This window comes from Amycolatopsis orientalis (assembly GCF_000943515.2).
Taxonomy (GTDB): Bacteria; Actinomycetota; Actinomycetes; order Mycobacteriales; family Pseudonocardiaceae; genus Amycolatopsis; species Amycolatopsis orientalis.
Map to the genome: position 1 here is coordinate 4,141,164 of NZ_CP016174.1, position 24,987 is coordinate 4,166,150.

21 protein-coding genes are annotated in these 24,987 nt (G+C 70.8%); 10 read left to right on the forward strand and 11 right to left on the reverse strand.

Annotation, left to right across the window (positions count from 1 at the left end):
- Positions 1 to 11 precede the first annotated feature (11 nt).
- Together SD37_RS18055 and SD37_RS18060 are read left to right on the forward strand one after the other, a co-directional pair.
- Complete coding sequence (locus tag SD37_RS18055; protein WP_044853008.1) at positions 12 to 1,019, forward strand: hydroxyacid dehydrogenase; 1,008 nt, start codon at positions 12 to 14, stop codon at positions 1,017 to 1,019.
- Between the two features lie 1,943 nt (positions 1,020 to 2,962).
- Positions 2,963 to 3,253 carry a DUF1330 domain-containing protein gene (locus SD37_RS18060; RefSeq protein ID WP_044853009.1) on the forward strand — a complete coding sequence of 97 codons (291 nt, stop codon included), beginning with the start codon at positions 2,963 to 2,965 and terminating at the stop codon, positions 3,251 to 3,253.
- A gap of 24 nt (positions 3,254 to 3,277) precedes the next feature.
- Here the strand turns inward: SD37_RS18060 and SD37_RS18065 are convergent, their stop codons facing one another.
- Together SD37_RS18065 and SD37_RS18070 are read right to left on the reverse strand one after the other, a co-directional pair.
- The gene (locus tag SD37_RS18065) at positions 3,278 to 4,369 is read right to left on the reverse strand and encodes an aldo/keto reductase (protein WP_044853010.1); all 1,092 of its coding nucleotides are present in this window, start codon (positions 4,367 to 4,369) and stop codon (positions 3,278 to 3,280) included.
- A 17-nt stretch (positions 4,370 to 4,386) separates the two neighbouring features.
- A complete protein-coding gene (locus SD37_RS18070; protein ID WP_236725403.1) occupies positions 4,387 to 4,863 on the reverse strand; it encodes a DUF6130 family protein in 477 nt (158 codons plus the stop codon).
- Positions 4,864 to 5,020: 157 nt separating this feature from the next.
- On the opposite strand from SD37_RS18070, the gene SD37_RS18075 reads away from it, so the two are divergent.
- Positions 5,021 to 5,266 (forward strand): hypothetical protein, encoded by a 246-nt coding sequence (locus SD37_RS18075; RefSeq protein ID WP_044853011.1) that lies wholly within the window; start codon positions 5,021 to 5,023, stop codon positions 5,264 to 5,266.
- Positions 5,267 to 5,273: 7 nt separating this feature from the next.
- On the opposite strand, the gene SD37_RS18080 is transcribed toward SD37_RS18075, so the two are convergent.
- From SD37_RS18080 to SD37_RS18090, 3 genes are all read right to left on the reverse strand, one after another.
- On the reverse strand, positions 5,274 to 5,927 hold the full coding sequence (locus SD37_RS18080; protein WP_236725404.1) for a sigma-70 family RNA polymerase sigma factor: 654 nt from the start codon (positions 5,925 to 5,927) through the stop codon (positions 5,274 to 5,276).
- Entirely contained in the window at positions 5,912 to 7,252 is a 1,341-nt protein-coding gene (locus SD37_RS18085; RefSeq protein ID WP_044853012.1) for an alpha-lytic protease prodomain-containing protein, read from the reverse strand. The genes SD37_RS18080 and SD37_RS18085 overlap by 16 nt, the downstream gene beginning before the upstream one ends.
- Positions 7,253 to 7,605: 353 nt before the next feature.
- Positions 7,606 to 9,186: a tannase/feruloyl esterase family alpha/beta hydrolase gene (locus SD37_RS18090; RefSeq protein ID WP_044853013.1), complete on the reverse strand. Its 1,581-nt coding sequence runs from the start codon at positions 9,184 to 9,186 to the stop codon at positions 7,606 to 7,608.
- Positions 9,187 to 9,325: 139 nt separating this feature from the next.
- Here SD37_RS18090 and SD37_RS18095 point away from each other — a divergent pair, with 139 nt between their 5' ends.
- Complete coding sequence (locus SD37_RS18095; protein WP_044853014.1) at positions 9,326 to 12,037, forward strand: ATP-binding protein; 2,712 nt, start codon at positions 9,326 to 9,328, stop codon at positions 12,035 to 12,037.
- Between the two features lie 31 nt (positions 12,038 to 12,068).
- Here SD37_RS18095 and SD37_RS18100 read toward each other — a convergent pair whose 3' ends face one another.
- Complete coding sequence (locus SD37_RS18100) at positions 12,069 to 12,500, reverse strand: organic hydroperoxide resistance protein (RefSeq protein ID WP_044853015.1); 432 nt, start codon at positions 12,498 to 12,500, stop codon at positions 12,069 to 12,071.
- A 140-nt stretch (positions 12,501 to 12,640) separates the two neighbouring features.
- Here SD37_RS18100 and SD37_RS18105 point away from each other — a divergent pair, with 140 nt between their 5' ends.
- Positions 12,641 to 14,206 (forward strand): BTAD domain-containing putative transcriptional regulator, encoded by a 1,566-nt coding sequence (locus SD37_RS18105; protein ID WP_044853016.1) that lies wholly within the window; start codon positions 12,641 to 12,643, stop codon positions 14,204 to 14,206.
- On the opposite strand, the gene SD37_RS18110 is transcribed toward SD37_RS18105, so the two are convergent.
- Positions 14,190 to 15,395, reverse strand: coding sequence for an MFS transporter (locus SD37_RS18110; RefSeq protein ID WP_044853017.1), 1,206 nt, complete (start codon positions 15,393 to 15,395; stop codon positions 14,190 to 14,192). The genes SD37_RS18105 and SD37_RS18110 overlap by 17 nt on opposite strands.
- A 59-nt stretch (positions 15,396 to 15,454) precedes the next feature.
- Here SD37_RS18110 and SD37_RS18115 point away from each other — a divergent pair, with 59 nt between their 5' ends.
- Together SD37_RS18115 and SD37_RS18120 are read left to right on the forward strand one after the other, a co-directional pair.
- Positions 15,455 to 16,000: a hypothetical protein gene (locus SD37_RS18115; RefSeq protein ID WP_236725405.1), complete on the forward strand. Its 546-nt coding sequence runs from the start codon at positions 15,455 to 15,457 to the stop codon at positions 15,998 to 16,000.
- A 115-nt stretch (positions 16,001 to 16,115) separates the two neighbouring features.
- Complete coding sequence (locus tag SD37_RS18120) at positions 16,116 to 17,525, forward strand: PepSY-associated TM helix domain-containing protein (protein WP_044853018.1); 1,410 nt, start codon at positions 16,116 to 16,118, stop codon at positions 17,523 to 17,525.
- Here the strand turns inward: SD37_RS18120 and SD37_RS18125 are convergent.
- On the reverse strand, positions 17,515 to 18,426 hold the full coding sequence (locus SD37_RS18125) for an SDR family NAD(P)-dependent oxidoreductase (RefSeq protein WP_044853019.1): 912 nt from the start codon (positions 18,424 to 18,426) through the stop codon (positions 17,515 to 17,517). The genes SD37_RS18120 and SD37_RS18125 overlap by 11 nt on opposite strands.
- 82 nt (positions 18,427 to 18,508) lie before the next feature.
- On the opposite strand from SD37_RS18125, the gene SD37_RS18130 reads away from it, so the two are divergent.
- Complete coding sequence (locus tag SD37_RS18130) at positions 18,509 to 19,084, forward strand: TetR/AcrR family transcriptional regulator (RefSeq protein WP_044853020.1); 576 nt, start codon at positions 18,509 to 18,511, stop codon at positions 19,082 to 19,084.
- A gap of 108 nt (positions 19,085 to 19,192) precedes the next feature.
- Here SD37_RS18130 and SD37_RS18135 read toward each other — a convergent pair whose 3' ends face one another.
- Together SD37_RS18135 and SD37_RS18140 are read right to left on the reverse strand one after the other, a co-directional pair.
- On the reverse strand, positions 19,193 to 20,500 hold the full coding sequence (locus tag SD37_RS18135) for an MFS transporter (RefSeq protein ID WP_044853021.1): 1,308 nt from the start codon (positions 20,498 to 20,500) through the stop codon (positions 19,193 to 19,195).
- A 120-nt stretch (positions 20,501 to 20,620) separates the two neighbouring features.
- A complete protein-coding gene (locus tag SD37_RS18140; protein WP_044853022.1) occupies positions 20,621 to 21,262 on the reverse strand; it encodes a TetR/AcrR family transcriptional regulator in 642 nt (213 codons plus the stop codon).
- Between the two features lie 126 nt (positions 21,263 to 21,388).
- Here SD37_RS18140 and SD37_RS18145 point away from each other — a divergent pair, with 126 nt between their 5' ends.
- Together SD37_RS18145 and SD37_RS18150 are read left to right on the forward strand one after the other, a co-directional pair.
- A complete protein-coding gene (locus tag SD37_RS18145) occupies positions 21,389 to 22,237 on the forward strand; it encodes a shikimate dehydrogenase (RefSeq protein ID WP_044853023.1) in 849 nt (282 codons plus the stop codon).
- Positions 22,227 to 24,014 (forward strand): bifunctional sugar phosphate isomerase/epimerase/4-hydroxyphenylpyruvate dioxygenase family protein, encoded by a 1,788-nt coding sequence (locus SD37_RS18150; RefSeq protein ID WP_044853024.1) that lies wholly within the window; start codon positions 22,227 to 22,229, stop codon positions 24,012 to 24,014. The genes SD37_RS18145 and SD37_RS18150 overlap by 11 nt, the downstream gene beginning before the upstream one ends.
- Here SD37_RS18150 and SD37_RS18155 read toward each other — a convergent pair.
- Positions 24,011 to 24,931 carry an aminoglycoside phosphotransferase family protein gene (locus SD37_RS18155; RefSeq protein ID WP_044853444.1) on the reverse strand — a complete coding sequence of 307 codons (921 nt, stop codon included), beginning with the start codon at positions 24,929 to 24,931 and terminating at the stop codon, positions 24,011 to 24,013. The genes SD37_RS18150 and SD37_RS18155 overlap by 4 nt on opposite strands.
- Between the last annotated feature and the right edge of the window lie 56 nt (positions 24,932 to 24,987).

Consider the following 24,987-nt stretch of genomic DNA (forward strand, 5'->3'; position numbering starts at 1 on the left):
CGGAGGTAGGGATGACGGAACTGCGACACCGGCCGACGGCGCTCCTGGTGATGGAGGAACGCCGCCGTGGCGACGTTTACCCCGAGGCCGTCCTGGCGGAGATCGGGACGCTGGTGGACCTGCGTGAGCCGCTCACCCGCGAGCGGCTGGCGGAGCGTCCGGAGGCCCTGGACGGCGTCGAAATCCTGCTCTCGGGCTGGGGCGCGCCCGTCCTCGACACCGGCCTGCTGGCACACGCGCCGGACCTGCGGGCGGTGCTCGTCGCCGCCGGATCGGTCCGGCCCCTCACCACGCCCGATTTCTGGGCGCGCGGGATCCCGATCGTGTCCGCGGCGGCCGCGAACGCCGTCCCCGTCGCCGAGTTCACCCTGGCCCAGATCCTCTTGGGACTGAAACAGGTGCACCGGATCTCCCGCGAGATCCGGGAGCGGCGCGCCTACCCTGGCGATCCGAGGGTCGCCGGGGCGTACCGCTCCAAGGTCGGCTTGCTCGGGCTCGGCGAGATCGGCGCTCTCGTCGCGTCCCACCTGCGGAGTTTCGACGTCGAGGTGCTGGCGAGCGACCCCGTCGTCGACGCCGCGGCCGCCGCCGACCTAGGTGTGCGGCTGGTGGAGCTTGAGGAGCTGTTCGGCACCTGTGCCGTGGTCAGCCTGCACGCGCCGCTGCTGCCGGAGACCGAGGGCCTGGTGAACGGGACGCTCGTGGCCAGAATGGGCATCGGCGCGACCCTGATCAACACCGCTCGCGGTGCTGTGGTCGACGAGCCGTCGGTCATCCCCGTGCTCGGCGAGCGGCCGGACCTCACGGCGATCCTCGACGTCACCTGGCCCGAGCCGCCCGCGCCGGACTCGCCGCTCTACACCCTGCCGAACGTGGTGCTCACCCCGCATCTGGCGGGAGCCCTGGGTGCGGAGCGGGCTCGGATGGGCGAACTCGTCGCACGGGAACTGCGGCGGTTCGTGCTCGGGCAGCCGCTTCAGCATGCTGTTGCGCCGGATCGCGCCCACTTGCGGGCTTGACTCGGTTTCGGGATGAGGTTGGGGGGCGGCTGGGGGCGTTCACCTGCGCGGGCCGTGGCTGTGGGTGATCTGTGGCTGGTTTTGTATAACGGTCTATACTGCGTGGCTTGGACGGTGTTGAGTTCGCGGCTGGGGCACTGTCTTTGGTTTGTTGTCGCGAAGCGGTGACGGCTGCTGGTTTTGGACTGTGCCGCGGCGTTTAGGTGTTGTGTCTGTGGTGACTGGTCGCCCTGGGTTCGTTGCCGCGAAATGGCGACGGTTGTTAGGTCCGCAGTGTGGCTGGGTGGTCGGGCGGCTTGTCTTCGACGTTGCGGCTGTGGTGAGTGGAAACGAGGGGCGCTGCAAGTGCAGCCAGGGTCTGTTGGCGGAGAATGGCGACTGCCACCGGTTCTGGACCGTGTCCCGCAGCTCCAAGACGTCGCGTCTGTGGTGACCTGGTCGCCTAAGGCTCGTTGCCACGAAACGGCGACAGTCACCAGCGCCGCCGCGTGGCCAGACGGCCCGTCTTCGGCGTTGCGCCCGCGGTCAACGGAACCAGGGCCGCCCAGGTGCTGGCCGGGTCTATTGCCGCAGAACGGCGACGGTTTGGACGATGCCCGCGGTTCCAAGACATCACGTCTGTAGCGACCGGTCGCCCAAGGGCCATTGCCGCGAAATGGCGACGGCCGTCAGTTCCGCAGCGTGGCTGGGTCGCCAGACGGCTTGTATTCGACGTTGCGCCCGCGGTGAGCGGAACCAGGAGCGCCCAGGTGCTGGCTGGGGTCTGTTGCCGGAAAACGGCGACTGCCGCCGGTCTCGGATCGTGCCCGCGGCGCCAAGGCGTCACGTCTGTAGCGACCGGTCGCCCAGGGGCATTGCCGCGAAATGGCGACGGCCGCCAGCTCCGCAGCGTGGCTGGGTCGCCAGACGGCCTGTCTCGACGTTGCGCCTGCGGTGAGCGGAAACGAGGGCCGCCGCAAGTGCAGTCGGGGTCTGTTGCCGCGAAACGGCGATGGCCACCGGTCTTGGACCGTGCCCGCCGCTCCAAGACGTTGCGTCTGTGGTGACCCGCTCGCCCAAGCCCTCGTTGCCACGAAACGGCGACAGTCACCAGCGCCGCCGCGTGGCCAGACGGCCCGTCTTCGGCGTTGCGCCCGCGGTTAGCGGAACCAGGGGCGCCCAGGTGCTGGCCGGGTCTGTTGCCGCAGAACGGCGACGGTTCCCGCGGTTCCAAGGCGTCACGTCTGTAGCGACCGGTCGTCCAGGGCGCGTTGCCGCGAAATGGCGACGGTTGTTAGTACCGCAGTGTGCCTGGGTGGCCAGACGGCTTGTCCTCGACCTTGCGGCTGTAGCGAGCGGAGGTCAGGGGCGCCCGGAGTGCAGGCCGGGGTCTGTTGCCGGAAAACGGCGACGGACCGGTTCTGGACCGTGTCCCGCAGCTCCAAGACATCGCGTCTGTAGCGACCGGTCGCCCAAGGGCCATTGCCGCGAAATGGCGACGGCCGCCAGCTCCGCAGCGTGGCTGGGTGACCACCCGGCCTGTCCTCGACGTTGCGCCTGCAGTGAGCGGAAACGAGGGCCGCCGCAAGTGCAGCCGGGTCGTTGCCGCGAAACGGCGACAGTCACCAGCGCCGTCGCGTAGCCAGACGGCCCGTCTTCGACGTTGCGCCCGCGGTGAACGGAAACCAGAGTCGCCCACGTGCTGGCCGGGTCTGTTGCCGCAGAACGGCGACGGCCGCCAGTGCCGCCTCGTCACCACACGGCCTGCCCCCAACAACGACCGAACGAGCAGGCACGGAGCACACACCGACCCCCGAAGATCGACGATGCTCCACCCCCTCCCGCACCAGTACGTTCCCTCAACCCACCCCGATGATCTTCCCCGGGTACGCTCGCGCACGGCGATGAATCCGGCGCCAGCCGCGTATCCCCGGACGCGCACTTTCCGAACACTGGAGGTTCTCGTGGCCAAGGGCTACTGGGTCAGCGCCTACCGCACCATTTCCGACCCCGAGAAGCTGGCCGCCTACGACAAGCTGGCCGCTCCGGCCGTCAAGGCCGGTGGCGGACGGGTTCTCGTCCGCGGCGGGCAGGTCGTCCCCCATGACGACGGCGTCGCCGAGCGCGTCATCCTGATCGAGTTCGACAGCTTCGAACAGGCCGTCGCGACTCACGCGAGCGAGGCCTACCAGCAGGCACTGCTCGTCCTGTCCGACGGCGTCGAGCGCGACTTCCGCATCGTCGAAGGCGTTTGAGCCCTTGCCGAAAAACGGCGACGATCACCAGTTCCGCACGGCGGGCGCGTAGCCCGACGGCTTGTCCCCGACCCTCACCCCAGGGCTGATCACCCAGTTCTGGTACTCGGGGGTGAACATCCGGTACACCGACTCCGGCGGCACGGCACTCGCCTCGTCGAGGAGCGCGCGCAGCTCCGGCGGCAGCTCGAAGTCGAGTGCGGCCATGCTCTTGCCGAGCTGGTCCGCGCTGCTGGCCCCGACGATCGCGGCCGCGATGCCCGGCTGGGTCGCGACCCAGTTGATCGCGACCTGGGCCATGGTCACGCCGAGCTTGCCGGCGACCTCTTCCAGCGGCTTCAGCAGCGCCCAGTCCCGGTCCGTCCAGGATTTCCCGGGGTTCCCCGGATCGCTCAGCCTGCCCTCGCCGGACGGCGTCTCGCCGGTCTGGCGGTACTTGCCGGTGAGGAAACCGCCCGCCAAGGGACTCCACGCGGTGATGCCGAGCCCGAGATGCCTGCCCATCGGGACGTGTTCGGTCTCGATCGTCCGCTCCACGAGCGAGTAGGGCAGCTGGAGGTTGACCGCGGGGGTCAGCGCGTGCGCTTCGGCGAAGGTCTGTGCTCGCGCGGCGTACCAGGCGGGCACGTCGGAAAGGCCGGCGTAGCGGATCTTTCCCGCGCGGACCAGGTCGTCGAAGGTGCGCATCACCTCTTCCGGCGGGGTGATCCGGTCCCAGGTGTGCAGCAGGAACAGGTCGACGTGGTCGGTGCCCAGCCGGCGCAGCGACGCCTCCAGGGCCCGGATCAGGTGCTTCCGCCCGTTGCCGCCCGCGTTCGGATCGCCGGGGTCGACGCTGTTGGTGTACTTGGTGGTGAGCACGACCCGGTCGCGCACCTTCGCCTCGGCGATGAGCCGTCCGAGGATCGTTTCGCTCTCGCCCGCCGTGTAGAAATCCGCGGTGTCGATGAAGTTCCCGCCCGCCTCCAGGTACTTGCGGAAGATCGGGCGGACCTCGTCCTCGGTCTTCCCGTACGCGGCATGGAAACCGCCGGTGCCGAAGTTCATCGTACCGAGCGCGATCCGGCTGACGCGCAGGCCGGACCGGCCGAGCAGATAGTACTGATCCAGTGTCATGGAAGGAACTCCCGGCTTCAGTGGTGTCCATTGTGGACAGGGACGACGAAGTTCACCGTCTTCTGGTCGAGGATCTTGTGGGTCGGATCGGCGAGCCCGATCCACACCTTGTGCGGGCCCGGCGGCAAGGACTGGATGATGAGCGGCTCGCCGCTGCCGTCCGCCCAGTGCCACGCCGCGTCGTCGACGGTCACGTGGATGTGGCCGATCCGAGGCGAGACGTCGAGGGCGGCCGGGCCGTAGACCGGGACGATCCGGAGGTTCTCCGCCCGGTATCGCAGCACGACCAGGCCCATCGCGAGCTGATCGGGCAGTGGCGCGTCGACGACCAGCGAAGGCGGCGGTTGCGAGGGCAGGGGCACCACCGGCGCGGGGGACCAGTCGGAGGCGGCGACGGCGGCGGGCGGTGGAGCCGACGGCGCGGGCGGGGGAGCGCTGCAGGCGGCGGCGGTGAGCACGGCGGCGATCAGGGCGAGCTTCCCAAGAACGGGCATGAGGTCACGCTAGGACGGCCTGCCGGGCCGTCGCGCCCGTCGGACGACGTCATCGGTGTACGTCACCCGTGACACTTTCCGGTGATCGCCAGGTGAAGCCAGGTCAAGCGGGGAATACCGATGGCATCAGGCGGGGGCGGAAGAGAAGGAGAGAACGATGAAGACTCGAATCGCAGCTTTGGCGGCCACCGTCACGCTCATGGTGTCGGCGGGCGCCGTCGCCGCCTCGCCCGCCGTCGCGGACCCGGTGCCGGGAAGCCCGAACCAGTTCTATGCCTCGTGCGCCGTCGATCTGCTGGGCACCCCGGTGGGCTGCCTGGAAACCGACGAAGTGCACGCGACGCACATCTGTCAGTACGTGCTCACGACGTTCGGGCTGGGGCTCGACTGTATCCAGCGCTGACCGCCGATCACGGGGCTGGTCCCGGGTCGCCCTCGCTCAGGATCGCGCGGAGCCGGTGCAGGGCGCGATGCTGGGCGACCCGGACCAGTCCGGGGCTCACCCGCAGGACCGCACCCGTTTCGGGCGCCGACATGCCGACCGTGATCCGTAGCCGGAGGATCTCCTGCTGAAGGCCGGGGAGGGTGCTCATCAGGCGGGTCAGGCGGTCGTGGCCGTCGGCGGCGAGGGCCTGGCGTTCGGGTTCGTTGGGCTCAGGCGTCGCGCGGTCGGGTAAGTCCGGGGTGGGTTCCGACCGGTCCCGGGCCCGCCTCCGGAAGGCAGCGGCGACCTTCCGGGCGGCGATCCCGAGCACGACGGTGAGGAACGAGCGACCGGTGGTCCTGGCGGTGGGAAGCGCGGTGAGCACCGCGAGACAGGTCTCCTGCGCGACGTCCTCCGCGCCGATCACGCGCGCGTCCGTCCCCTCCATCCGGCTCCGGCAATAGCTCGCGACGACCGGCTCGACGATGCCCATCAGCTCCCGGGTCGCGGCGGGATCGCCGTCGCGGGCGCGGGGGACGAGGGACTCGAGGTCCGCGGTCAGCGCGCCGTCGTCAGGGGGAGGAACCGCCCCCGGCGAGGTGCGTTCGCCGGGGGCGGTCCAGGTCAGGCGAGTTCCCAAAGCGCGGGCACGTTCGGCGGTTCCCAGCCGGGCATGGAGGTGTGCGGCTGGATGACCCGGTAGGTGCTGCCGCCGTAGGTGGCGGTCGCGCCGGAGCCGTAGTAGGTGTACGGCGCCCAGGTGCCGCCCGGCGGGTTCGAGGTCGTCGGGCTGGTCGGGGTGGTGGTCGGCGTCGTGGTCGTGCTGGACGGCGGGGTGCCGGTGACCATCAGGCGCAGGTTGTAGGCGCCCAGGATCTCGTTGACCGGCTGGAAGTAGATGGTGCCGCCGGAGGTGCAGTTGCCGGAGCCACCCGAGGTGACACCCTGCGCCTGGTCGCCGGTGATCCACGAACCGCCGGAGTCACCGGGTTCGGCGCAGACGTTGGTCCGGGTCAGGCCGGTGATGGTGCCCTCGGGGTAGGTGACCGAGGTGTTCTTCTGCAGGATCGTGCCGCAGTGCCAGCCCGTGGTGGAGCCGGAACGGCAGACCGACGAGTTCACCGCGGCCTCGGTCGAACCGGCCACCGGCACGGTGCCGGGGTAGCGGTTGACCAGCGCGCGCGGGGTGTTCCCGGCGTCGGCGCGGACCCAGGCGTAGTCGTTGCCGGGGAAGCTGGAGCCGGCGACGGTCCCGCTGGGGTTCGAGGTCCGCGTGCCCGTGGTGCCACAGTGGCCGGCGGTCACGAAACCGCCCTCGACCGGGAACCCGATGGAGCAGCGGCCCGAGCCGAAGGTGTAGGCGTTGCCGCCGATGATGTCGATCAGCGCCCGCGGCTTCTCCGCGCTGGTCTCGACGCGGACCAGATCGGCCCGCACACCGGACTCGGCGGCCCACGCCTTCGCGGCGGCCTCGCCACCGGCGTTGGCCAGTACGACGATCGAGTTGGTGACGACGTCGGTGTACCAGCCGGGCACGGTCTTCGGTGCCTTGGTGGACTTGGCGTCCAGCCGCAGCTTCGCCGCGTCGAGATCGGCGGCGCTGCGGGCGACGGTCTTCGGGGTGGCGCCCGCGGCGCGCACCAGGTCGGCCTGGGCGGCGTCGGTGACGGCCACGGTCAGCGCGGTCCCGGTGGCGTCCAGCCACGACCCGGCGTACGACATGCCGAGCTGCTTCTTCAGCGTGTTGTCGGCGATCGCGGCGCGCTGCTCGCTCGCGAGCCGGATCTTGGCCTGTTCGGGACTGATCTTCAGATCGCGGGACATCGCGGCCAGCATTTCGGACTGGGCCTGGTCGCCGGCGGTGGCTTGCTGACCGGCGCTCGCGCTGGGCGTAAGGGCGATGGCGGTGATCAAGCCTGCCCCGGTGATGGCCGCGGCTGTGGCGGCGAGGATCTTTCTGTTCATGTCAACGCTTTCCTCGAAACGGGCGGGGAGGGAGAGTCGATCCCGACCGTACGAGGCGGATCACGCGACTGGTACATACCATTTGGGTCATATCGGCCGGGCTCGGCGCAGCGCGATATGACGGCCGGTCCTGCCGGAAGGGCCGGTGGTTTCGTTGCGGTGCAAGGGTTTCAGTCGCCGTGGGCACGGGCGGCGCGGACGTGTCCGATTCGGCCGGTCGCGGTGTCCACTGTCGTCAATACCGTACTTTTGAGGGGTATGGCAAAGGGAACGCCGGAACTTCTCACAGAATGAGGAAGTGCCCGTCGTACCGGTGGGGGCGGCCGGCACGACGGGCACGGGTGTGGAGGACCTCAGCGGCCGGTGCAGCGGTAGCTCGACGCCACCGCGGGATCACCGTGGCCGCGGTACCGCGAGACCTGCGGATACGGGCAGAGATCGCGGGTGAGGGTCCGGTCGCCGTTCGCCGCGGGCAGGGTCGACGGCGCCTTGCCGTGTTCGACCCAGTCGACGAGCGCGCCCAGCGCGTCCGTCGGGGTGGCGCCCGCGCCGCCGCCGCAGTGCGCGACACCCGGTGCGAGGAACAGCCGGTAGAAGTCGTCGACCCGCCGGGAACCGCCCATTTCCCGCTCCACCTCGTGGCGGTACCGCAGCGTGCCGCCCGGCGGGATCAGCTGGTCGTCGGTACCGACGAAGGTGATCAGCTTGCCGCCCGCCCGGCGGAAACCCGACAGATCCGGGTCCGAGGTCCCGATGACGTCGTCGTACTCCCGCACCGACTGGCGGAACAGGTCGGCGAACTGGCGATAGGTGAGCTTCTCGGTGTCGAAGCCGGGCTGCTTCTTCAGGAACGTTTGCACCCAGCCCACGGCCACCGGGAAGCCCGGGGCCGTCGTCACCGGCCCGAAATCGGCGCCCTTGGGCAGACCGGCCCAGAGCCGTCGTCCGTGCTCGTCGGTCGGCCCGGCCCAGATCTTGCGCACGACCTCGGCGTCCGCCGCGGTGACGGTGACCTCCTTGTCGCCGCAGAGCACCTTCGTGCCGACGAGCGATCGCGGGTCGTAACCGCATTCGTCCGGCCGGTCCACGATGCCGTTCGTGACCCCGTCCCGGCCGTCGCAGGCCTTGATCGCGGCCTGCTGGAAGGCGGTGAAAACGCAGGGCGCCGGGAAGGTCTTCTCCTGGTTCATGACGACCCGCGGCCACAGGGTCGCGACCGCGAACTCCGCCCAGTGCACGGCGGGCGCGTTCGCGAGGACACCGTCGAAGTCGCCCGGATACCGCTGCGCCTCGGCGTAGCCCTGACGGCCGCCGGTCGAGCAGCCGTTCCAGTACGAGTGGCCGACTTCGCGCTGATAGAACTTCTGTGTCACGTCCTTCCCGACGAGGGCGGCCTCGTGTACGGAACGGGTCGCGAAGTTCGTCACCAGGGGCTTGTCGATCTCGCCCTTTGGTGTCAGCGCCCACGAGGTGTCGAGGAAGGTCAGGGGGACACCGGCGTCGGTCGTCACACCGCTGTAGCCGTCCTTGACCGCCTGGACGAGCGGTGCGCCGAAGTCGCCGGCGGTGTAGGCGCTGCCGCCGACCGCCTGAAGCCTGCCGGTCCACCCCGTCCGGGGCAGCGCGACGGCGACCTTGACGTGGTCACCGGCCTCGCCGTGGGTCAGGGTGACGGTGATTTCGCAGTACGCCGGGACGCCGGTGATCGAGGATCCGGGCGTGAACGGGGTGGGCGGGAAAGTGACGGTGCCGCCCGGCTTCTGCTCCGCCTGAACGGACTCGATCCGCGCCCCGTCGGGGGCCGAAACGGGAAGCGCCGCGCACGACGACGTCGCCGCCGCTTCGGCGGGCGCCGTCTGCGTGACCGAGGTCAGCACCAGCGGCAGCAGGGCGGCCAGTGGTGCCGCCGCCAGGAACAATTTCTTGCGTTTCATCACTTTCCCGAAGCTAGGCCGATCGTGTTGACACGCCGTCTACATCCTGTGGACGCCGCCACCATCCCCGGTCCAAATCGGACCGTTTGGGTATCGTCGGACGGGTGGCCACCCATGGCCGAGGGAGGAATGCGCCACCATGCCGCTTTTCGGACGGGATGCCGAGCTGAAGGACCTGAGTGAGCTCGTCGACGGTCCTGCCGCGGGCTGCGGCGGTGTGCTCATCCAGGGCGAACCGGGCGCCGGAAAGTCGGCTCTCGTCGCGGAGGCCGTCGCCGCGGCCACGCTCGGGGGACTGCGCGTGCTGCGCGCGACCGGCGTCGAGGCCGAACGGAACTTCCCGTACGCCGCCCTGCACCAGCTGCTCCATCCGGTCCGCGCCGGTGCCGACACCCTGCCCGCGCCGCAGCGTTCCGCGCTCTGGGCGGCGCTGGGGCTGGCCGAAGCGGCGGAGCCGAACGCGTACCTGGCCGGGCTCGCCGCGCTGACGCTGCTTTCGGAGGAGGCGGCGGCCAAACCGCTGCTGATCGTCGCCGACGACGTCCACTGGATGGACCGCGAGAGCGCCGACGTGCTCGCGTTCGTGGCGAGGCGGATCGAGACGGAACCGATCGTCCTGATCGCGACCCTCCGGGACGGGGAGCCGTCGCCACTGCGCGACGCGGGACTGTCCTCAATGGACCTGGAACGCCTGCCCGGAGAGGTGGCGGCCGAGCTGCTCGACTCCGTGGCCCCCGGGCTCGCCTCGCCGGTCCGCTCCCGGATCCTCGCCGAAGCCGACGGCAATCCACTGGCCCTTACCGAGTTGCCGTCGGCCGTGACCGGGGCCTCAGATCCCGTGCTGCCGCTGACCCAGCGGCTCGAGCGCACGTTCGGCGCCCGGTTCACCGCCCTGCCCGAGCCCGCCCGCACGACCTTGCTGGTCGCCGCGCTCAGCGAGACCGGCTCGCTCACCGAGACGCTCGCGGCGGCGGGCGCGCTGCTGGGCGAGGACGTCGAGCCGTCGGCGCTGGCACCCGCCGCCGAGGCCCGGCTGATCGACCTCGAAGCCGGTGCGGTCTCGTTCCGGCATCCTCTGATGCGCTCGGCCATTCCCGCGGCGGTACCGGCCGAGGAACGGCGACGCGCGCACCTGCGTCTCGCCGAGATCTTCCGCGAGCGGCCGGATCGCCGTGCCTGGCACCGGGCCGCCGCCGCGACCGGCGCCGACGAAGACGTCGCACGGGAACTGGAGAACGCCGCCGACCGCGCGCGGCACCGCGGCGGAGCGACGGCCGCCGTCGCCGCGCTGGAGCGAGCGGCCTTGATGAGCGCCGATCCGGAGCGCCGGGCGGACCGGTTGCTGCGCGCGGCCGAGCTGGCCGTGGAATCCGGCGGCCGTGAGACGGCGGAACGGCTCGTCCTGGAGGCCCGCGCCGGAGAACTCACGCCCCGGCAGCGGGCGACGGCGAGCTGGCTGCTCAGCGGGTTCGAGGACGGGGTCCGCGAGGACCGCTCGCGGATCGCGGAACTGGCCCGGCTGGCCGAATCGGTCGCGGAGGACGGGCAGCCGGATCCGGCGATGCGCGTCCTGTGGGGTGCCGCCATGCGGTGCTTCTGGACCGAACCCGGCGCCGACACCCGGCGGACGCTACTGGCCGTCGCGGACCGCCTCCCGACCGAGAACTCGGACCCGCGCCTGGTCGCGGTCGCCGCCTATGTGGCGCCGTTCGAGCGGGCGGGCGAGGTGCTCGCCGGGCTGCGCGCGCTCGCCGCCGGGACCGGTGCCGATCCCGAGGTCGACCGCTTTCTCGGCAGTGCGTCCCTGCAGGTCGGCGCGGTCGATCTGGCCGCCCGGTTCTCCGCGGCCGCGGCACCGGGACTGCGGGCGCAAGGCAGGCTCGGGCTGCTGCCGCGGGCCTTGGCGGTCCAGGCGTGGAGCAGGGTCCGGCTCGGTGATCTCGCCGGGGCCGTGCCGGTCGCGGCGGAAGCGGCCAAATTCGCCAGGGAGACCGGGCAGCCGTTCATGTACGGCTTCGCCACCGCGGTCCAGGCCGAGATCGCCGCGCTGAAGGGCGAGCACAAACAGGCCAGGACACTGGCCGACGAGGCCGAACGGACCGCGCTCGCCGCCGGTGCCCGGCCGGTACTGGCGACCGTGCGGCTCGCCAGGGGGATCGCCGCGTCGAGCGAGGGCCGCTTCGACGACGCGTTCGCCGACCTGCGGCGCCTCTTCGATCCCGCCGATCCCGCCTGCCAGCCGGCGCTGCGCGTCTACTTCGTCGCGGAACTCACCGAGGTCGCGGTCCGGGCGGGGCAGGTCGAGGCCCTGCGCGAGATCGTCGCGGAGATGGAACGGCTCGCCCTGATCACCCCGGCGCCCGCCCTGCACATCGGCTTGCGGTACGCCCGTGCCGTACTCGATCCGAGCGACGAACTGTTCGAGACCGCGCTGCGGGCGGAGCTGGACGGCTGGCCCGCCGAACGCGGGCGGCTGCACCTGGCCTACGGCGAGTGGCTGCGGCGGCAGCGGCGCGCGGTGGACTCGCGGGCGCATCTGCGCACCGCGCGGGAGACGTTCGACGCGCTCGGCATGACCGCGTGGGCCGAACGAGCGCGCCGTGAACTGCGAAGCGCGGGGGAGTCCAGCCCCCACCGCGGCCCCGACGCGCGCGAGAAGCTGACCCCGCACGAGCTGAGCATCGTGCACCTGGCCGCGGAAGGGCTGACGAACCGGGAGATCGGGCAGCGGCTCTACCTGTCCCACCGGACGGTCGGCACGCATCTGCACCGGATCTTCCCGAAGCTGGGCGTGAGTTCGCGGGCGGAACTCAAGGGAGCCCTGGGGCTCGTGAGTGGTGAAGACGGTTAGAACCGTCATCATCACTCACGAGCCGGGCACCTCACGCGACTGTCGCGTCCAGCGTGACCTCGATGTTCCCCCGCGTCGCCTTGGAGTACGGGCACACCTGGTGCGCGCCCTGGACCAGTTCGTCGGCGGTGGCCTGGTCGATGCCGGTGGCCTCCAGGTGCAGCGCGGCGCTCAGGTGGAACTCGCCCGCGCCGGTGTCGTGGTGCAGCGTCACCTCGGCGACGACGGCCAGGTCGTCCACCTTCACCTTCTTGACGCCCGCGACCCGGCGGACGGCGCCGACGAAGCAGGACGCCCAGCCCGCGGCGAACAGTTGCTCGGGGTTCGTGCCGTCGCCGGAGCCGCCGAAGGCCTTCGGGACGGCGAGGCCGACGTCGAGCACGCCGTCGTCGGAGGTCGCCCGGCCGCCGTTGCGGCCTTCCGCGGTCGAAGTGGCGACGGCGGTGTACGTGGTTTCAGACATGCCGCAACCGTAGGAATCCGGCGCTGACCGCGGCGACCGTCGGATGACGTCATTCCTGTACGTCACGGGCCGGACGACGTACGCCGACGACGTCGTCCGACGGTCGCGGGCACCGCGCGAGCCCGCCTACCTTTCCGCCCATGTCCCACCTGCCGCAGGAAGTCCGGTATCGCTTCACCGTGCTCGGCCCGCCGGGTTTCACCAGCGGCGGCACCCGGCTGGACCTCGGCTCACCGCAGCAGCAGGCGGTCCTGATGCTGCTGCTCGCCAACGCGGGCAGCTTCGTCCGGACCGGCGAGCTGATCGACGGGCTCTGGGGCGAGCGGGCGCCCGCCACCGGCGAGGCCGTCATCCGGACCTACATCTCCCGTCTCCGGCGGCTGCTCTCCTTGCAGGGGCTGGGATCGGCGATCGTCTCGCGATCCGGCGGCTACCGGCTGGACCCGGAATGCTTCGAGGTGGACGCCGTCGAATTCGCCGGGCTGATCGAGAGCGCGCGCCGGGCGCACTCGGCGGAGAAAGCGGCGGAACTGCTGGAACGGGCACTCGGCCTCTGGACCGGTACGGCACTGGCCGGTGTCCCCGGCGAAGCGGCCGAACACGAGCGTTCCCGCCTGGAGCGGCTGAAACTGACCGCCACCCAGGAGCTGCTCCGGCTGCGCCTGGAACTCGGCGACCACGACGAGGTGATGGCCGAGGTGCCCGCGCTGATCGAGCGCCATCGTCTCGAGGAACCGCTGTACGAGATCTATCTCCTCGCCCTGTACCGCGGTGGGCGCCGGGCCGAGGCGCTCGAACTCTACCGGGCCATCCACGACCTGTTCGACGAAGAACTCGGGGTCCGGCCGGGGCCGAAACTGCGGGCGCTGCACGAGAAGGTGCTTCACGCCGAGGACGAGCGGACGCCCGCACTCCGTGAAGCGGACCCGTTGTTCGTCGGCCGTGAGCGCGAACGCGCCGAATTCCGCCGTCTGCTCGCGAGGGATCCGGCCAAGGGCGCCGAAGTGCTGTTCCTCACCGGGCCTCCCGGGATCGGGAAGTCGACCCTGCTGCGGAAGTTCGCCGACGACGCGGCGGCCATGGGCAAACCCGTACGGCTCTTCGACGGGCTCGACGATCCGGCGGACGTCCTGCGCCGCCTGCCCGAAGACGTCACGGTCGTGATCGCGGGGCGGAGCGGCCCGGACGCCACGCTGCTGGTCGATCCGGCGTGGTCGGGCAGGCTCCGGATCCGGAAGCTCGAAGCCTTGAGCGAGAACGAGTCCGCGGCCCTGCTCGAAGCACGCGGCGTCGGCCCGGACCTCCGCGAGTCCATTATGGACTTCGCCGCGGGCAACCCGTTCGCGCTCTCCCTGGCCGCCGAGGTCGCCAGGTCACCACGGGCGGACGCGGCGCGCTACGTGGTGGACACCGTGTACGCCCATCTGGCCGGTGATCCGCCGACGGAGGCGCATCGCTGGGCGTTGTACGTGTGCGCGCAAGCGGACAACACCACCGAAGACCTCCTCCGGTCGGTGCTGCCGGGAGGCCGGTCGTCGGAGCTGTTCGACTGGCTCCGCGGCCACCCCTGCGTCGAGACCGCCCCCCACGGTCTCGTCCTCCGCGGTGTGCTCCGCGAGGTGCTCGACAGGCACCTCCGGTGGCGTGACCCGGCGGGCCGCGCACGGATGCGCGGCCGGATCAGCCGGGTCACGACCGGTCGTTGACCGGTGCGGCGGGAACCCGTGTCACCCGGAAGTCACGCGACGACGGAACGAGTGCCGCGGCGGCCGGTGCGGCGAAGCAGACCACCGTGCACACCGCCAGCACCGGCACCGCGCCGAACTCGCCGATCGCGGGCGCGATGAACGCCAGTCCGGCGGGGGCCAGGCCGTAGGAGAACAGGAAGTCCAAAGAGGACACCCGGGCGAGCTTCCCCGGTTCGACCTCCCGCTGGGTCGCGGTGAACCACGGGACGTTGAACAGTTCGATGCCCAGCCCGGCGACGGCGTAGGCGGCGATGACGAACGCCGGGTGCACCGGCAGCAGCAGGCTCAGTGGCGCGAAGCCGTAGCAGCCGAGCCCGATCAGTGCCGCCCAGCCCTGCCGTCGCGGCCGCCAGCGCGCGATGACGACGGCGCCCACGAGCGCGCCGACCGTGTACGCGGTCAGCCCGCCGGCCAGGACCGCTTCGGTGTCGTAGCGGTCGCGGCTGACCAGGGGCAGCACGACGCCGGTGGCCGAGTAGCCGGTCGCGATCACGGCCGTCAGCGCGCCGAGCCCGGCCAGGAACCAGGGGTGACGGCGAGCCTCGCGGAGCCCGTCGGCGAAATCGGCGAAGAAGCGGCTCTTGACGGCTGCCGGGACCGGCGTGAAGGTGCCGCGGGGCGGGATCAGTGCCGCGGCCAGCCACAGCACCGCGGTGCCGATGACGAGGACCGGGGTCGAGGCGACGACGGCGAGCAGCGCGGTGAGACCGGGCGCGACCAGCGTCGTGACCCGCACGGCGAGGGTCATCGCCGCGTTGGCCTGCTGGCGCCGGTCCTCGGCGATCACTTCGGCGGTCAGGGCCTGGAACGCCGGGCGGCACGCGCCCTGGCCGATCCCGACGACGGCGGCCGCGGTGGCCATCAGCGGAACGGACCGGCCCATCCCGGCCGCGATCAGGGGAGTGGCCAGACCCGCGACGAGACCGGCCCAGAGCACTACCTGACGGCGGGAGTGCCGGTCGGCGAGGACTCCGGCCACCGGTACGGCCACGAGGAACCCCGCCGTCCGCGTGGCCAGCACGATGCCCAGGTCGACGGCCGAGAGCGAGCGTTCGAGCACCGCCAGCCCGAGGATGAACGGCAGTGCCCAGGTCGCCAGCCCGGAGGCGGTGTTGCCGGTCCAGAGCCGGGCGAACGCGTATTTCACTTCAGGTCCTCTCCCGTGAGACGCGACAGAAGGCGCGGTCGCGCTCTACTCTGCCTTCCGTGCGCACACCCACCCCGACCCGAGGCCTCCTCCGGCGCCTCCGGGGCGTGGCCGTGGGGATCCTGACCGGCGTCCTGGCGACCGGTGCCCACCTGGGCGCCGGCGGGCGCGTCCCGGATCTCGGCGTGGTCGTGCTGCTCGTCGCCCTGCTGAGCTGGGTGGCCTACGCCTTCGCGGGGCGCAGGCATGGTCCGTTCGTCCTCTTCTGCCTGGTGGCAGGCGGACAGCTGGCGATGCACGGCTCCCTCGCCTATCTAGCCTGGGAGTCGCATTCCGAACATGCCGGGACCCCGGGAGGCGGCCTGCTCATGACGGCCGCGCACGCCGCCGCGACCCTGGTGGCGGTCACGGTGCTGGCCTGCGCCGAGCACGTGCTGTTCGCGCTGACCGCGTTGATCGCCGCGGTGCTCCCGCGCCGCCTCACGCCGCGGCCCGCGACGGCGCCGCTGCGGCTCCATGTCCCGCTCGCGGTGAAGCATCCCGCGCGTGAGGCGCTCCTGCGGGACGTGCTTTCCCGGCGCGGTCCGCCGGTGTCGTTCGCCTGAACCCCGAAACCCTGCCAGGACCCCACGTCCCGGCAGGGCTCAGCACGCGCGCCGTGACCGTTCCGGCGCGCGGCGCAGGCGCACGCCTCCCCACCGACGCCTCAGGAGTTCCCTCATGGCAACACAAACCGAGCAGGCCGCGAGCCCGCCCCGCGCATCCGGCTGGCGCGGGCTGTTCCTCCGGCTCCACTTCTACGCCGGCGTTCTCGTCGGACCGTTCGTGCTCATCGCGGCGCTGACCGGCGTCCTGTACGCCGCGACTCCCCAGATGGAGTCGTGGATCTACTCCGACCAGCTTCAGGCGCCCGTCGGGCTGAAGCAGGCCTCGCTGGCCGACCAGGTCAAGGCGGCGCAAGCGGCCAACCCCGGCGGTGAACTGGCCGCCGTCCGGCCCGGCGCGGAGCCGGGCGACACGACCCGGGTGCTGTTCAACGAAGAAGGGCTCGGCGAGTCCGAACGGCGCGCGATCTTCGTCGACCTCGCCACCGCCCAGGTGCGCGGGGACCTCGTCGCGTACGGCACGAGCGGCGCGTTGCCGTTCCGGACCGTCCTCGACCAGCTGCACCGCAACCTGCTGCTCGGCGAACCCGGACGGCTCTACAGCGAACTGGCCGCGTCCTGGCTGTGGGTGGTCGCACTGGGCGGCCTCGTGTTGTGGGTGAGCCGTCGCCGTGCCCGCCGGACCGAGAAGGCGGAGAAAGCCGCGAAAACCGAGTCCGCCCGCGGGAAGTCGGTGCGCAGGCACGGCACGGTCGGCCTGTGGGTACTGCTCGGCGCGGTGTTCCTCTCCGCGACAGGGCTGACGTGGTCGGCGTACGCGGGCGAGAACGTCTCGGCGCTGCGGGAATCCCTCGGCTGGGCCACCCCGGCGCTGAAGGTGACGGGGAGCGGCGAGCACGCGGGGCACACCGGGCACGCCGGTCACGGGGACGCTCCCGCCGCACCCGCCCCCGCCCGGCCCGAGAGCGTGGACGCCGTGCTGGCCTCGGCCCGCGCCGCCGGGATCGACGCGGCTTCCGTGGAGATCGGGCTGCCGGCCAAACCCGGGGCTCCCTGGCAGGTGACCGAGGTCGAACGGAGCTGGCCGACCCAGGTCGACGCCGTCGCGGTCGACGGGACCACCGGGCAGATCCTGGGCGAGGTCCGCTTCGCCGACTATCCGCTGATGGCGAAGCTCGCCCGTTGGGGGATCGACGCGCATATGGGGGTGCTCTTCGGCTGGCCCAACCAGCTCGCGCTGCTCCTGCTCGGCGCCGGCCTGGTCACGCTGGTCGTCCTCGGCTACCGGATGTGGTGGCGGCGCAGGCCGACCCGCGCCACCGGGCTGACCTTCGGGCGGCCCATTCCGCGGGGGCAGTGGCGAAAGGCGCCGCCCGCCCTGGTGGCGGGGCTCGTCCTCCTCGCCGCGGCGATCGGCTGGTTCGTGCCGTTGTTCGGCATCAGCCTGCTGGTGTTCCTGGTGGTGGATCTGCTGCTGGGCCTCAAGTCCCGGGCCAAGGCGGACTCCGCCGACGTCACCGTGTGACCTCGACGCCGGTGAGGCCGACGCTCGCCGCCCACAATCGGGCGGCGAGCTCGGTGTCGGCCAGCCGGCCGCGAACCGGTTCCCGCCGGGGTTCACCGCGGAGACCGAACACGCGGGGGCCGAACATCTCGCCGCCGCGCACGGCCGGATCGAGGACCGCGCGGACGGCGGGCCAGGCGCCGGCTTCCTTGCCCTGCAAGAGAAGCCCGGCGGGGAACTTCCGCCCGCCTGGCGTCTCGTGCACCGGCCTCGGCGGGGTCAGGGAGTCGAGCGCGCCGCCCGGATGGTCGACGACGCTCAGCACCGTGCTCCCGGCCGCGCGCAGCCGCCGGTCGAGTTCGAAGGCGAACAGCATCTGCGCCTGCTTCGAGCGCGAGTAGGTGCGCTTGGGCTGGTAGTCCCGTTTGCTCTGGAGGTCGTCCAGATCGAGTTCCGCGGACTTGCCGACGAAGCTGCCCGTGGTGACGACGCGGCCCGCCGTCGCCGCTTCGAGCAACGGCATCAGGTGGTGCACCAGCACGAAATGCCCGAGATGGTTGGTGGCGAACGTCAATTCGTGTCCCTCGGCGGTCTCCCGCCTCGGCGGCTCCTCCAGGAGCACGCCCGCGTTGCAGACGACGGCGTCGAGCCGCTCGATCTTCAGAGTGTCCACAGAGGACTTGATGGACGAGAGATCGGAGAGATCGAGCGGCAGGTGCCCCAGTCTCGCGTCGGGGACACGCGACCGGATCGACGCCATCGCGGCGTCGGCCTTGGCGGCCTTCCTGCTGCCGAGGACCACGGTGGCCCCGGTCCCGGCGAGCTGTTCGGCGACGAAGTAGCCGATACCCGCGTTGCCGCCGGTGACCAGGAAGGTCTTGCCGTCGGCGCGAGGCAGGTGATGGACGTCCCAGTGGGTCATGATGACTCCCGATTAAAAGTCGAAGTGACTTCGAATATATACCCACTTCGAGTTCGGAGTGAATCCGATGTAAGGTGAGGGCATGGGACAGACCGAACCGGGCAGGCGGGAGCGCAAGAAGGCGGCGACCCGGCAGGCCCTGTCGCGGGCCGCGCGCGACCTCTTCTTGGAGCGGGGCTTCGACAACGTCACCGTCGCGGAGATCGCGGACGCCGCCGACACGGCGGTGTCGACGTTGTTCGCGCACTTCCCGGGCGGCAAGGAGGCACTGATCCTCGGCCATGGGGCCGAACGCGAGGAGGCGCTGGCCGCCGCGGTGCGAAACCGCGCCGAGGGCGTCTCGATCCTGCAGGCGCTGCGGGACTTTCTCGCGACTCGCGGCCCCTTCGACCCGGATCCCGATCCGCTGTCGCGCCGGGTCGCGGACCTCGTGATCGCCACTCCGGCGCTGCGTGCCTACGCCAGGGTGCTGTGGACGGGCTGCGAGGCCGCGCTCGCGAAGGTCATCGCCGAACAGGCGGGCCAAGACGACTTTTCCGTGCGGCTCCTGGCCCGCTACGTCCTGGAGATCCCGGATCTGGCCGGTACGGAGCCCGATCCGTCCGCCGCGCTGGACGCCGCCTTCGCCTTCCTGCGCCGAGGCTGGCCGGGGTTCTGAGCGGCTAGCCTGGGGAGATCTCCGGGTCGTACGCGTAGGTCATCGGTGGCGCTCCTGACGTGGAGTGGCGGAACTACCGCCGATTGTGGGCGGCCCGGCGCGGTGTTTTCATCCGCCACGCGTCGCGGAAGCGGGCTCTTTCACCCGCCGGACGTGCGCCGCGCCGAGATCCTCCGTCGGGACGTCGTGGGTCTCGCGAGCGGTGAGCGCGGCTGTCGCGCTGAGGAGGCAGACGGCGGCGGTGAAGACGGCGACGCCGAGCCAGTCGTCCTTCCCGGAACCGATCGCGGCCACCACACTCGGGGCGAACCCGGCGATGGCGAAGCCGATCTGGGTGCCGATCGCCATCCCCGAAAGCCGGACCTTGGCGCTGAACATCTCGCCGTAGAACGACGGCCACACCCCGTTGACGGCGCTGTAGGCCACCCCGAACAGCAGGATGCCGAGTGCGAAGATCAGCGGGTACGAACCGCCCGAGATCGACCACAGGTACGGGAAGATCAGGACCGCGCAGGCGAGACAGCCCGCGACGAACACCGGTTTGCGGCCGATCCGGTCGGAAAGTCCGGCCAGCACAGGGATCGCGAGCAGCGCGGCGACGTTGGCCAGCACGCCGACCCACAGGATCGGCCCCCGCTCCAGTCCGACGGTGTTGACCGCGTAGCTGAGCGCGTAGACGGTGAAGATCGTGCTGACGGAGGCGATCGTGGCCGCGGCGACCACGCGGAGCACGTCCTTCCAGTGCGTCCGGAAGAGCACGGCGACCGGCAGCTTGGCGACCTCGGCCCTGTTCTGTTCGAACACGGGGGTCTCGTCGATCTTGCGGCGGATCACGAAGCCGACGACCACCACGACGGCGCTGCACCAGAACGGGATCCGCCAGCCCCAGGTGAGCAACTGCTCCTGCGGGAGCGCGGCGATCGGCAGGAAGACGGCCGTGGCGAGGATCTGGCCGGCCTGCGTACCGCTGAGGGTGAAGCTCGTGTAGTAACCACGCCGGTGCGGTGGCGCGTGTTCCATCGACATGGAGTTGGCGCCCGCCTGCTCACCCGCGGCCGAAAGTCCTTGCAGCAGACGAAGAACCACCAGCAGGATCGGTGCGAGCACTCCGATGGAGGCGTACGTCGGCAGGCAGCCGACGAGGAATGTCGTGGCGCCCATCAACAGCAACGTGAAGACCAGGACCTTCTTGCGGCCGAGCCGGTCGCCGACGTGCCCGAGCACGAAAGCGCCGACCGGGCGGGCGAGGTATCCGACGCCGAAGGTGGCCAGCGCGAGCAGCGTTCCGGTGGCGGGGGAGGAGGCGGGGAAGAAGACCTTGTTGAACACCAGCGCGGCGGCCGTGCCGTAGATGAAGAAGTCGTAGTACTCCAGCGCGCTGCCGATCCAGGCGGCCAGTGCGGCTTTGCGGGGCATGCCTTGCGTGACAGGAGAAGGAGGGGCCACGTCGACGCTCCAAGGGGCGATCCAGCAATGTACGATCTAGTTAGTTAATACAGCGTGCGAGACGGTGCCACGGTTGTCAAGAGCGGTGTTTCAGGCGGTCAGGTACTCGATCACCAGGTCGCCCAGCATCAGGCGGTAGTGGGCGCGGCGCTTCGGGTCGAGCATGTCGCGGCCGAAGATCGCCGAGAAGGTGTGCCGGTTCGCGAGGCGGAACACGCAGAACGAGCTGATCACCATGTGGATGTCGAGTGCGTCGACGTCGTCGCGGAACCGGCCGGCCTCGCGCCCGCGGTCGAGGATGCGGGTGAGTACGTCGAGAGCTGGATTCGCCATGCCCGACAAGGCTTCCGAGCGTGCGATGTGCTCGCCGTGGTGGATGTTCTCGATGCTCACCAGCCGGATGAAGTCCGGATTCGCTTCGTGGTGGTCGAAGGTCAGCTCGGCCAGCCGGCGGATCGCGTCCTCGGGTTCGAGGTGGTCGACGTCCAGATCCCGCTCGAGGGCGCGGATGGTGGCGTACGCCCGTTCCAGCGCCGCGACGTAGAGCTGTTCCTTGCCGCCGAAGTAGTAGTAGATCATCCGCTTGGTGGTGCTGGTGCGGGCGGCGATCTCGTCCACTCTCGCGCCGGCGTAACCCTTGTCGGCGAATTCCCTGGTGGCCACCGCGAGGATCTCGGCGCGGGTGCGTTCCTTGTCGCGCTGGCGCTCGACCTCGGACGACGGTGCGGCCACCTGACTCCCTTCGAACCGCTGGTGGGGGCCTCACTCTAGCGCAGCACTTCTCGGACCGACCTGTCCGCGCTACAGTGAACTCACTAGTTCGTACATTAATTTCGGGTCGTTCCACGGAGGATCTTGGTGACCAGCTACCTCATCGGCCTGGTCGGCACCGGCATCGGGCCGTCGCTGAGCCCGGCGCTGCATGAGCGGGAAGCCGACGAACTCGGGCTGCGCTATCTCTACCGGCGGCTCGACCTCGACGCGCTGGCGATGCCGATCGGGGAGGTGCTGGCCGCCGCGCGGACCGCGGGTTTCGACGGGCTCAACATCACGCATCCGGTCAAGCAGCGAGTGCTGCCGTATCTGGACGAGATCGTGCCCGAGGCCGCCGCGCTCGGCGCGGTGAACACGGTGGTGTTCCGCGAAGGGCTGGCGACCGGGCACAACACCGACATCACCGGCTTCGCCCGCAATCTCACCCAAGGCCTGCCCGACGCGGATCTGGACACGGTCGTCCTGTTGGGGGCGGGCGGCGCCGGCGCGGCCGTCGCCCATGCCCTGTTGTCCCTCGGCACCGGACGGCTGATCGTCCACGACGTCGACTCCGTGCGCGCCGGGATCCTCGTGGCCGGACTGCGGAGGCGGTTCGGCGAGGAGCGCGCCCGCGCGGGTTCGCTGGACGACCTGAGGACAGCTGACGGTCTCGTCCACGCCACCCCCACCGGGATGGCCGCGTATCCGGGCTCGCCGGTTCCCGCCGGGGCACTGCGGCCGGGGATGTGGGTGGCCGACATCGTGTACCGGCCGCTGGAGACCGAGCTGCTGAAGCTGGCGCGAGAACGGGGCTGCCGGACGCTGCACGGCGGCGGGATGGTGGTCTTCCAGGCGGCCGACTCGTTCCGCCTGTTCACCGGCGCGGAGCCGGACGCCGACCGGATGATCCGGCATTTCGAAGCGCTGGAAGGGAAACCCGCCCATGTCCGGTGACCGGATCCGGACCGCCATCGCGACGGTGTGCCTGTCCGGGACGCTCGAGGACAAACTCGCCGCGGCCGCGGCGGCCGGCTTCGACGGTGTCGAGATCTTCGAGAACGACCTGATCGCGTCACGGAGGTCGCCGTCGGAGATCCAGCGGCTCTGTGGCGATCTCGGGCTCACGATCGATCTCTACCAGCCTTTCCGTGACTTCGAAGCCGTGCCGCCGGACGTGCTGAGGGCGAACCTCCGCCGGGCGAGCAGGAAATTCGACCTCATGGCCGAACTCGGGGCGGAGACCGTCCTGGTCTGCTCGTCGGTCTCGCCCGACGCCGTCGATGACGACGAACTCGCCGCCTCGCAGCTGCGTGAGCTGGCCGAGGTGGCCGGGGAGCGCGGGATCCGGGTCGCCTACGAAGCGCTCGCGTGGGGCCGTTACGTGAACACCTACGAGCACGCCTGGCGCCTCGTCCGGCGGGCCGATCACCCGGCCCTGGGGGTGTGCCTCGACAGTTTTCACATCCTGTCGCGCCGCAGTGATCCCCGCGCGATCCGGACGATCCCGGGGGAGAAGATCTTCTTCCTGCAGCTGGCCGACGCGCCGCTCCTGAACATGGACGTCCTGCACTGGAGCAGGCATCACCGGCTCTTCCCCGGGCAGGGTGCCTTCGACCTGGCCGCGTTCACCGGCCACGTGCTGGCGGCGGGGTATCCGGGGCCACTGTCGCTGGAGGTGTTCAACGACGTCTTCCGGCAGGCGGATCCGCGTCCGGCCGCCGTCGACGCCATGCGGTCACTGGTGGCGCTGCGGGACTCCGTGGGGGCACTGGAGGTTCCCGAGGCGCCACGGCTGGCCGGACACGCCTTCGCGGAACTCGCCGTGCCGGGAGCGGCACTCGCGAGTCTCGGATTCGCGCGGGTGGGGACACATCGCTCCAAGCCGGTGCAGCTCTGGCAGCAGGGTGCGGCGCGGGTGCTGGTGAACGAGACCACAGTGGACGGTGCGATCGGCGCGCTCGGGTTGACGAGCGCCGACCCCGCCGGTTCGGCGCGGCGCGCGGAGACGTTGCTCGCGCCCGTGCTGCCGCGTGAACAGGGCCCGGACGAGGCGGCCCTTTCGGCGGTCGCCGCGCCGGATGGGACCGAGATCTTCTTCTGTGGCAACGATGATTGGCTTCGCGATTTCGTTCCCACCGGGGTGGTTCCGGCCGGGATGGGGATCACCGGCATCGACCACGTCGCCCTGACCCAGCCCTTCGATCACTTCGATGAGGCGACGCTGTTCTACCGATCGGTGCTGGGGTTGCGGCCCGAACCCGTTTCGGAGTTCGCTGCGCCGTTCGGGCTGGTGCGCAGCCGGGCGGTCGGCGAGGGGGAGGTCCGCTTGACGTTGGACAGCGCCCTGGTGCGACGAGGGGAGTGGGCGCCGGGTGTTCCTTCGCCGCAGCACGTCGCTTTCGCCTGCGAGGACGCACTTGCCGTCGCACAGGCGATGCGGGAGGCCGGGGCGCCCTTGCTGGAGATCCCCGGCAACTACTACGACGATCTCGATGCCCGGTTTGATCTGCCGTTTTCCGCGCGGTTGCGGGAGAACTCGGTGCTGTACGACCGTGACGAGCACGGCGAATTCCTGCACTTCCACACCGAACTGATCGGCTCCAGGGTGTTCTTCGAGGTGGTGCAACGGATCGGTGGCTATCGCGGGTACGGCGTCGTGAACACCCCGGTGTACATGACCGCGCACCGCGAGCGGCGGCTCAGCCTGGCCAGGAGTGTCCGTCCGGCTTAGCCCGCAGCGGAGTACTCGGAGAAGATCTCGCCGAGGATCCGCCTCGCGTTCAGAGCCTCCTGGTCGGCGCGGCCCGAGGTCTGGGCGCAGGTGACAAGGGTCTTCCAGAGCGCCCAGCCGCGGCCGCGTGCCCAGGTCGCCTCGTCGACCGGCAGCCGCTCACGGAACGCGCGACGGCCGTCCGCGGTCAGCAGCGTCCACGCGATGGCCAGGTCGCAGGCCGGGTCGCCGACGCCGCAGGTCCCGAAGTCGATGACGGCGGCCAGGTCCCCGTCTTCGAGCAGCAGGTTTCCCTCGGCGACGTCACCATGGAACCAGCGCTCCACGCCGTCCCATGGCGCGTCGAGTGCGGTCTTCCAGATCTCGCGGGCCAGTCCGACGTCGATCTCGCCGTCCAACTTCGCCAACGCGCGCTGGGTCTGCCCGTCATAGGTGCGCACGGTGGCGCCGCGGTACCAGTTGTGCGCTCCCGGCCGGGGGCCGTCGGCGGGGTCGATGTCCTGCAAGGCGGCCAGGAACCTGGCGAGATCGACCGCGAAGCGGACCGGGTCGGCGATACGGCCCGCGCTCGCCGGTTCACCGTCGAGCCAGTGGTAGATCGACCAGGAGTACGGATAACCGGCGCCGGGCCCACCTTGGGCCAGCGGAACGGGAATGGCGAGAGGCAGTCGAGGAGCGAGCGACGGGAGCCAGCGGTGTTCCTTTTCCACCGCCAACGCGTATTCGGCCGCGCTGGGCAAACGCGCCGACATCGTGTCGCCGAGGTGGAATGTGTAGTTGTCCCAACCACTTCGGGCCACGGGACGAATCGAAAGGTCTGCCCAGTGCGGGAACTGCTCGACGACGAGCCGTCGAACCTGTTCCGTGTCGACGGTCAGGCGCCGCGGCGGAGGGCCGAGACGAGGGGTGCTGTTCAGGGACACCAGGGCATCCTTCCCTAGATCGGGGTTCGACGCCACGGATTTGTCGGTGG

Coding starts and splice junctions, on each gene's coding strand:
- SD37_RS18150 (WP_044853024.1), top strand. CDS start 22,227: ATGTCCGGTGACCGGATCCGGACCGCCATCGCGACGGTGTGCCTGTCC.
- SD37_RS18090 (WP_044853013.1), bottom strand. CDS start 9,186: ATGAAACGCAAGAAATTGTTCCTGGCGGCGGCACCACTGGCCGCCCTG.
- SD37_RS18070 (WP_236725403.1), bottom strand. CDS start 4,863: ATGCCCGTTCTTGGGAAGCTCGCCCTGATCGCCGCCGTGCTCACCGCC.
- SD37_RS18100 (WP_044853015.1), bottom strand. CDS start 12,500: ATGTCTGAAACCACGTACACCGCCGTCGCCACTTCGACCGCGGAAGGC.
- SD37_RS18125 (WP_044853019.1), bottom strand. CDS start 18,426: ATGACCCACTGGGACGTCCATCACCTGCCTCGCGCCGACGGCAAGACC.
- SD37_RS18135 (WP_044853021.1), bottom strand. CDS start 20,500: ATGCCCCGCAAAGCCGCACTGGCCGCCTGGATCGGCAGCGCGCTGGAG.
- SD37_RS18065 (WP_044853010.1), bottom strand. CDS start 4,369: ATGACACTGGATCAGTACTATCTGCTCGGCCGGTCCGGCCTGCGCGTC.
- SD37_RS18130 (WP_044853020.1), top strand. CDS start 18,509: ATGGGACAGACCGAACCGGGCAGGCGGGAGCGCAAGAAGGCGGCGACC.
- SD37_RS18105 (WP_044853016.1), top strand. CDS start 12,641: ATGTCCCACCTGCCGCAGGAAGTCCGGTATCGCTTCACCGTGCTCGGC.
- SD37_RS18095 (WP_044853014.1), top strand. CDS start 9,326: ATGCCGCTTTTCGGACGGGATGCCGAGCTGAAGGACCTGAGTGAGCTC.
- SD37_RS18075 (WP_044853011.1), top strand. CDS start 5,021: ATGAAGACTCGAATCGCAGCTTTGGCGGCCACCGTCACGCTCATGGTG.
- SD37_RS18120 (WP_044853018.1), top strand. CDS start 16,116: ATGGCAACACAAACCGAGCAGGCCGCGAGCCCGCCCCGCGCATCCGGC.
- SD37_RS18085 (WP_044853012.1), bottom strand. CDS start 7,252: ATGAACAGAAAGATCCTCGCCGCCACAGCCGCGGCCATCACCGGGGCA.
- SD37_RS18055 (WP_044853008.1), top strand. CDS start 12: ATGACGGAACTGCGACACCGGCCGACGGCGCTCCTGGTGATGGAGGAA.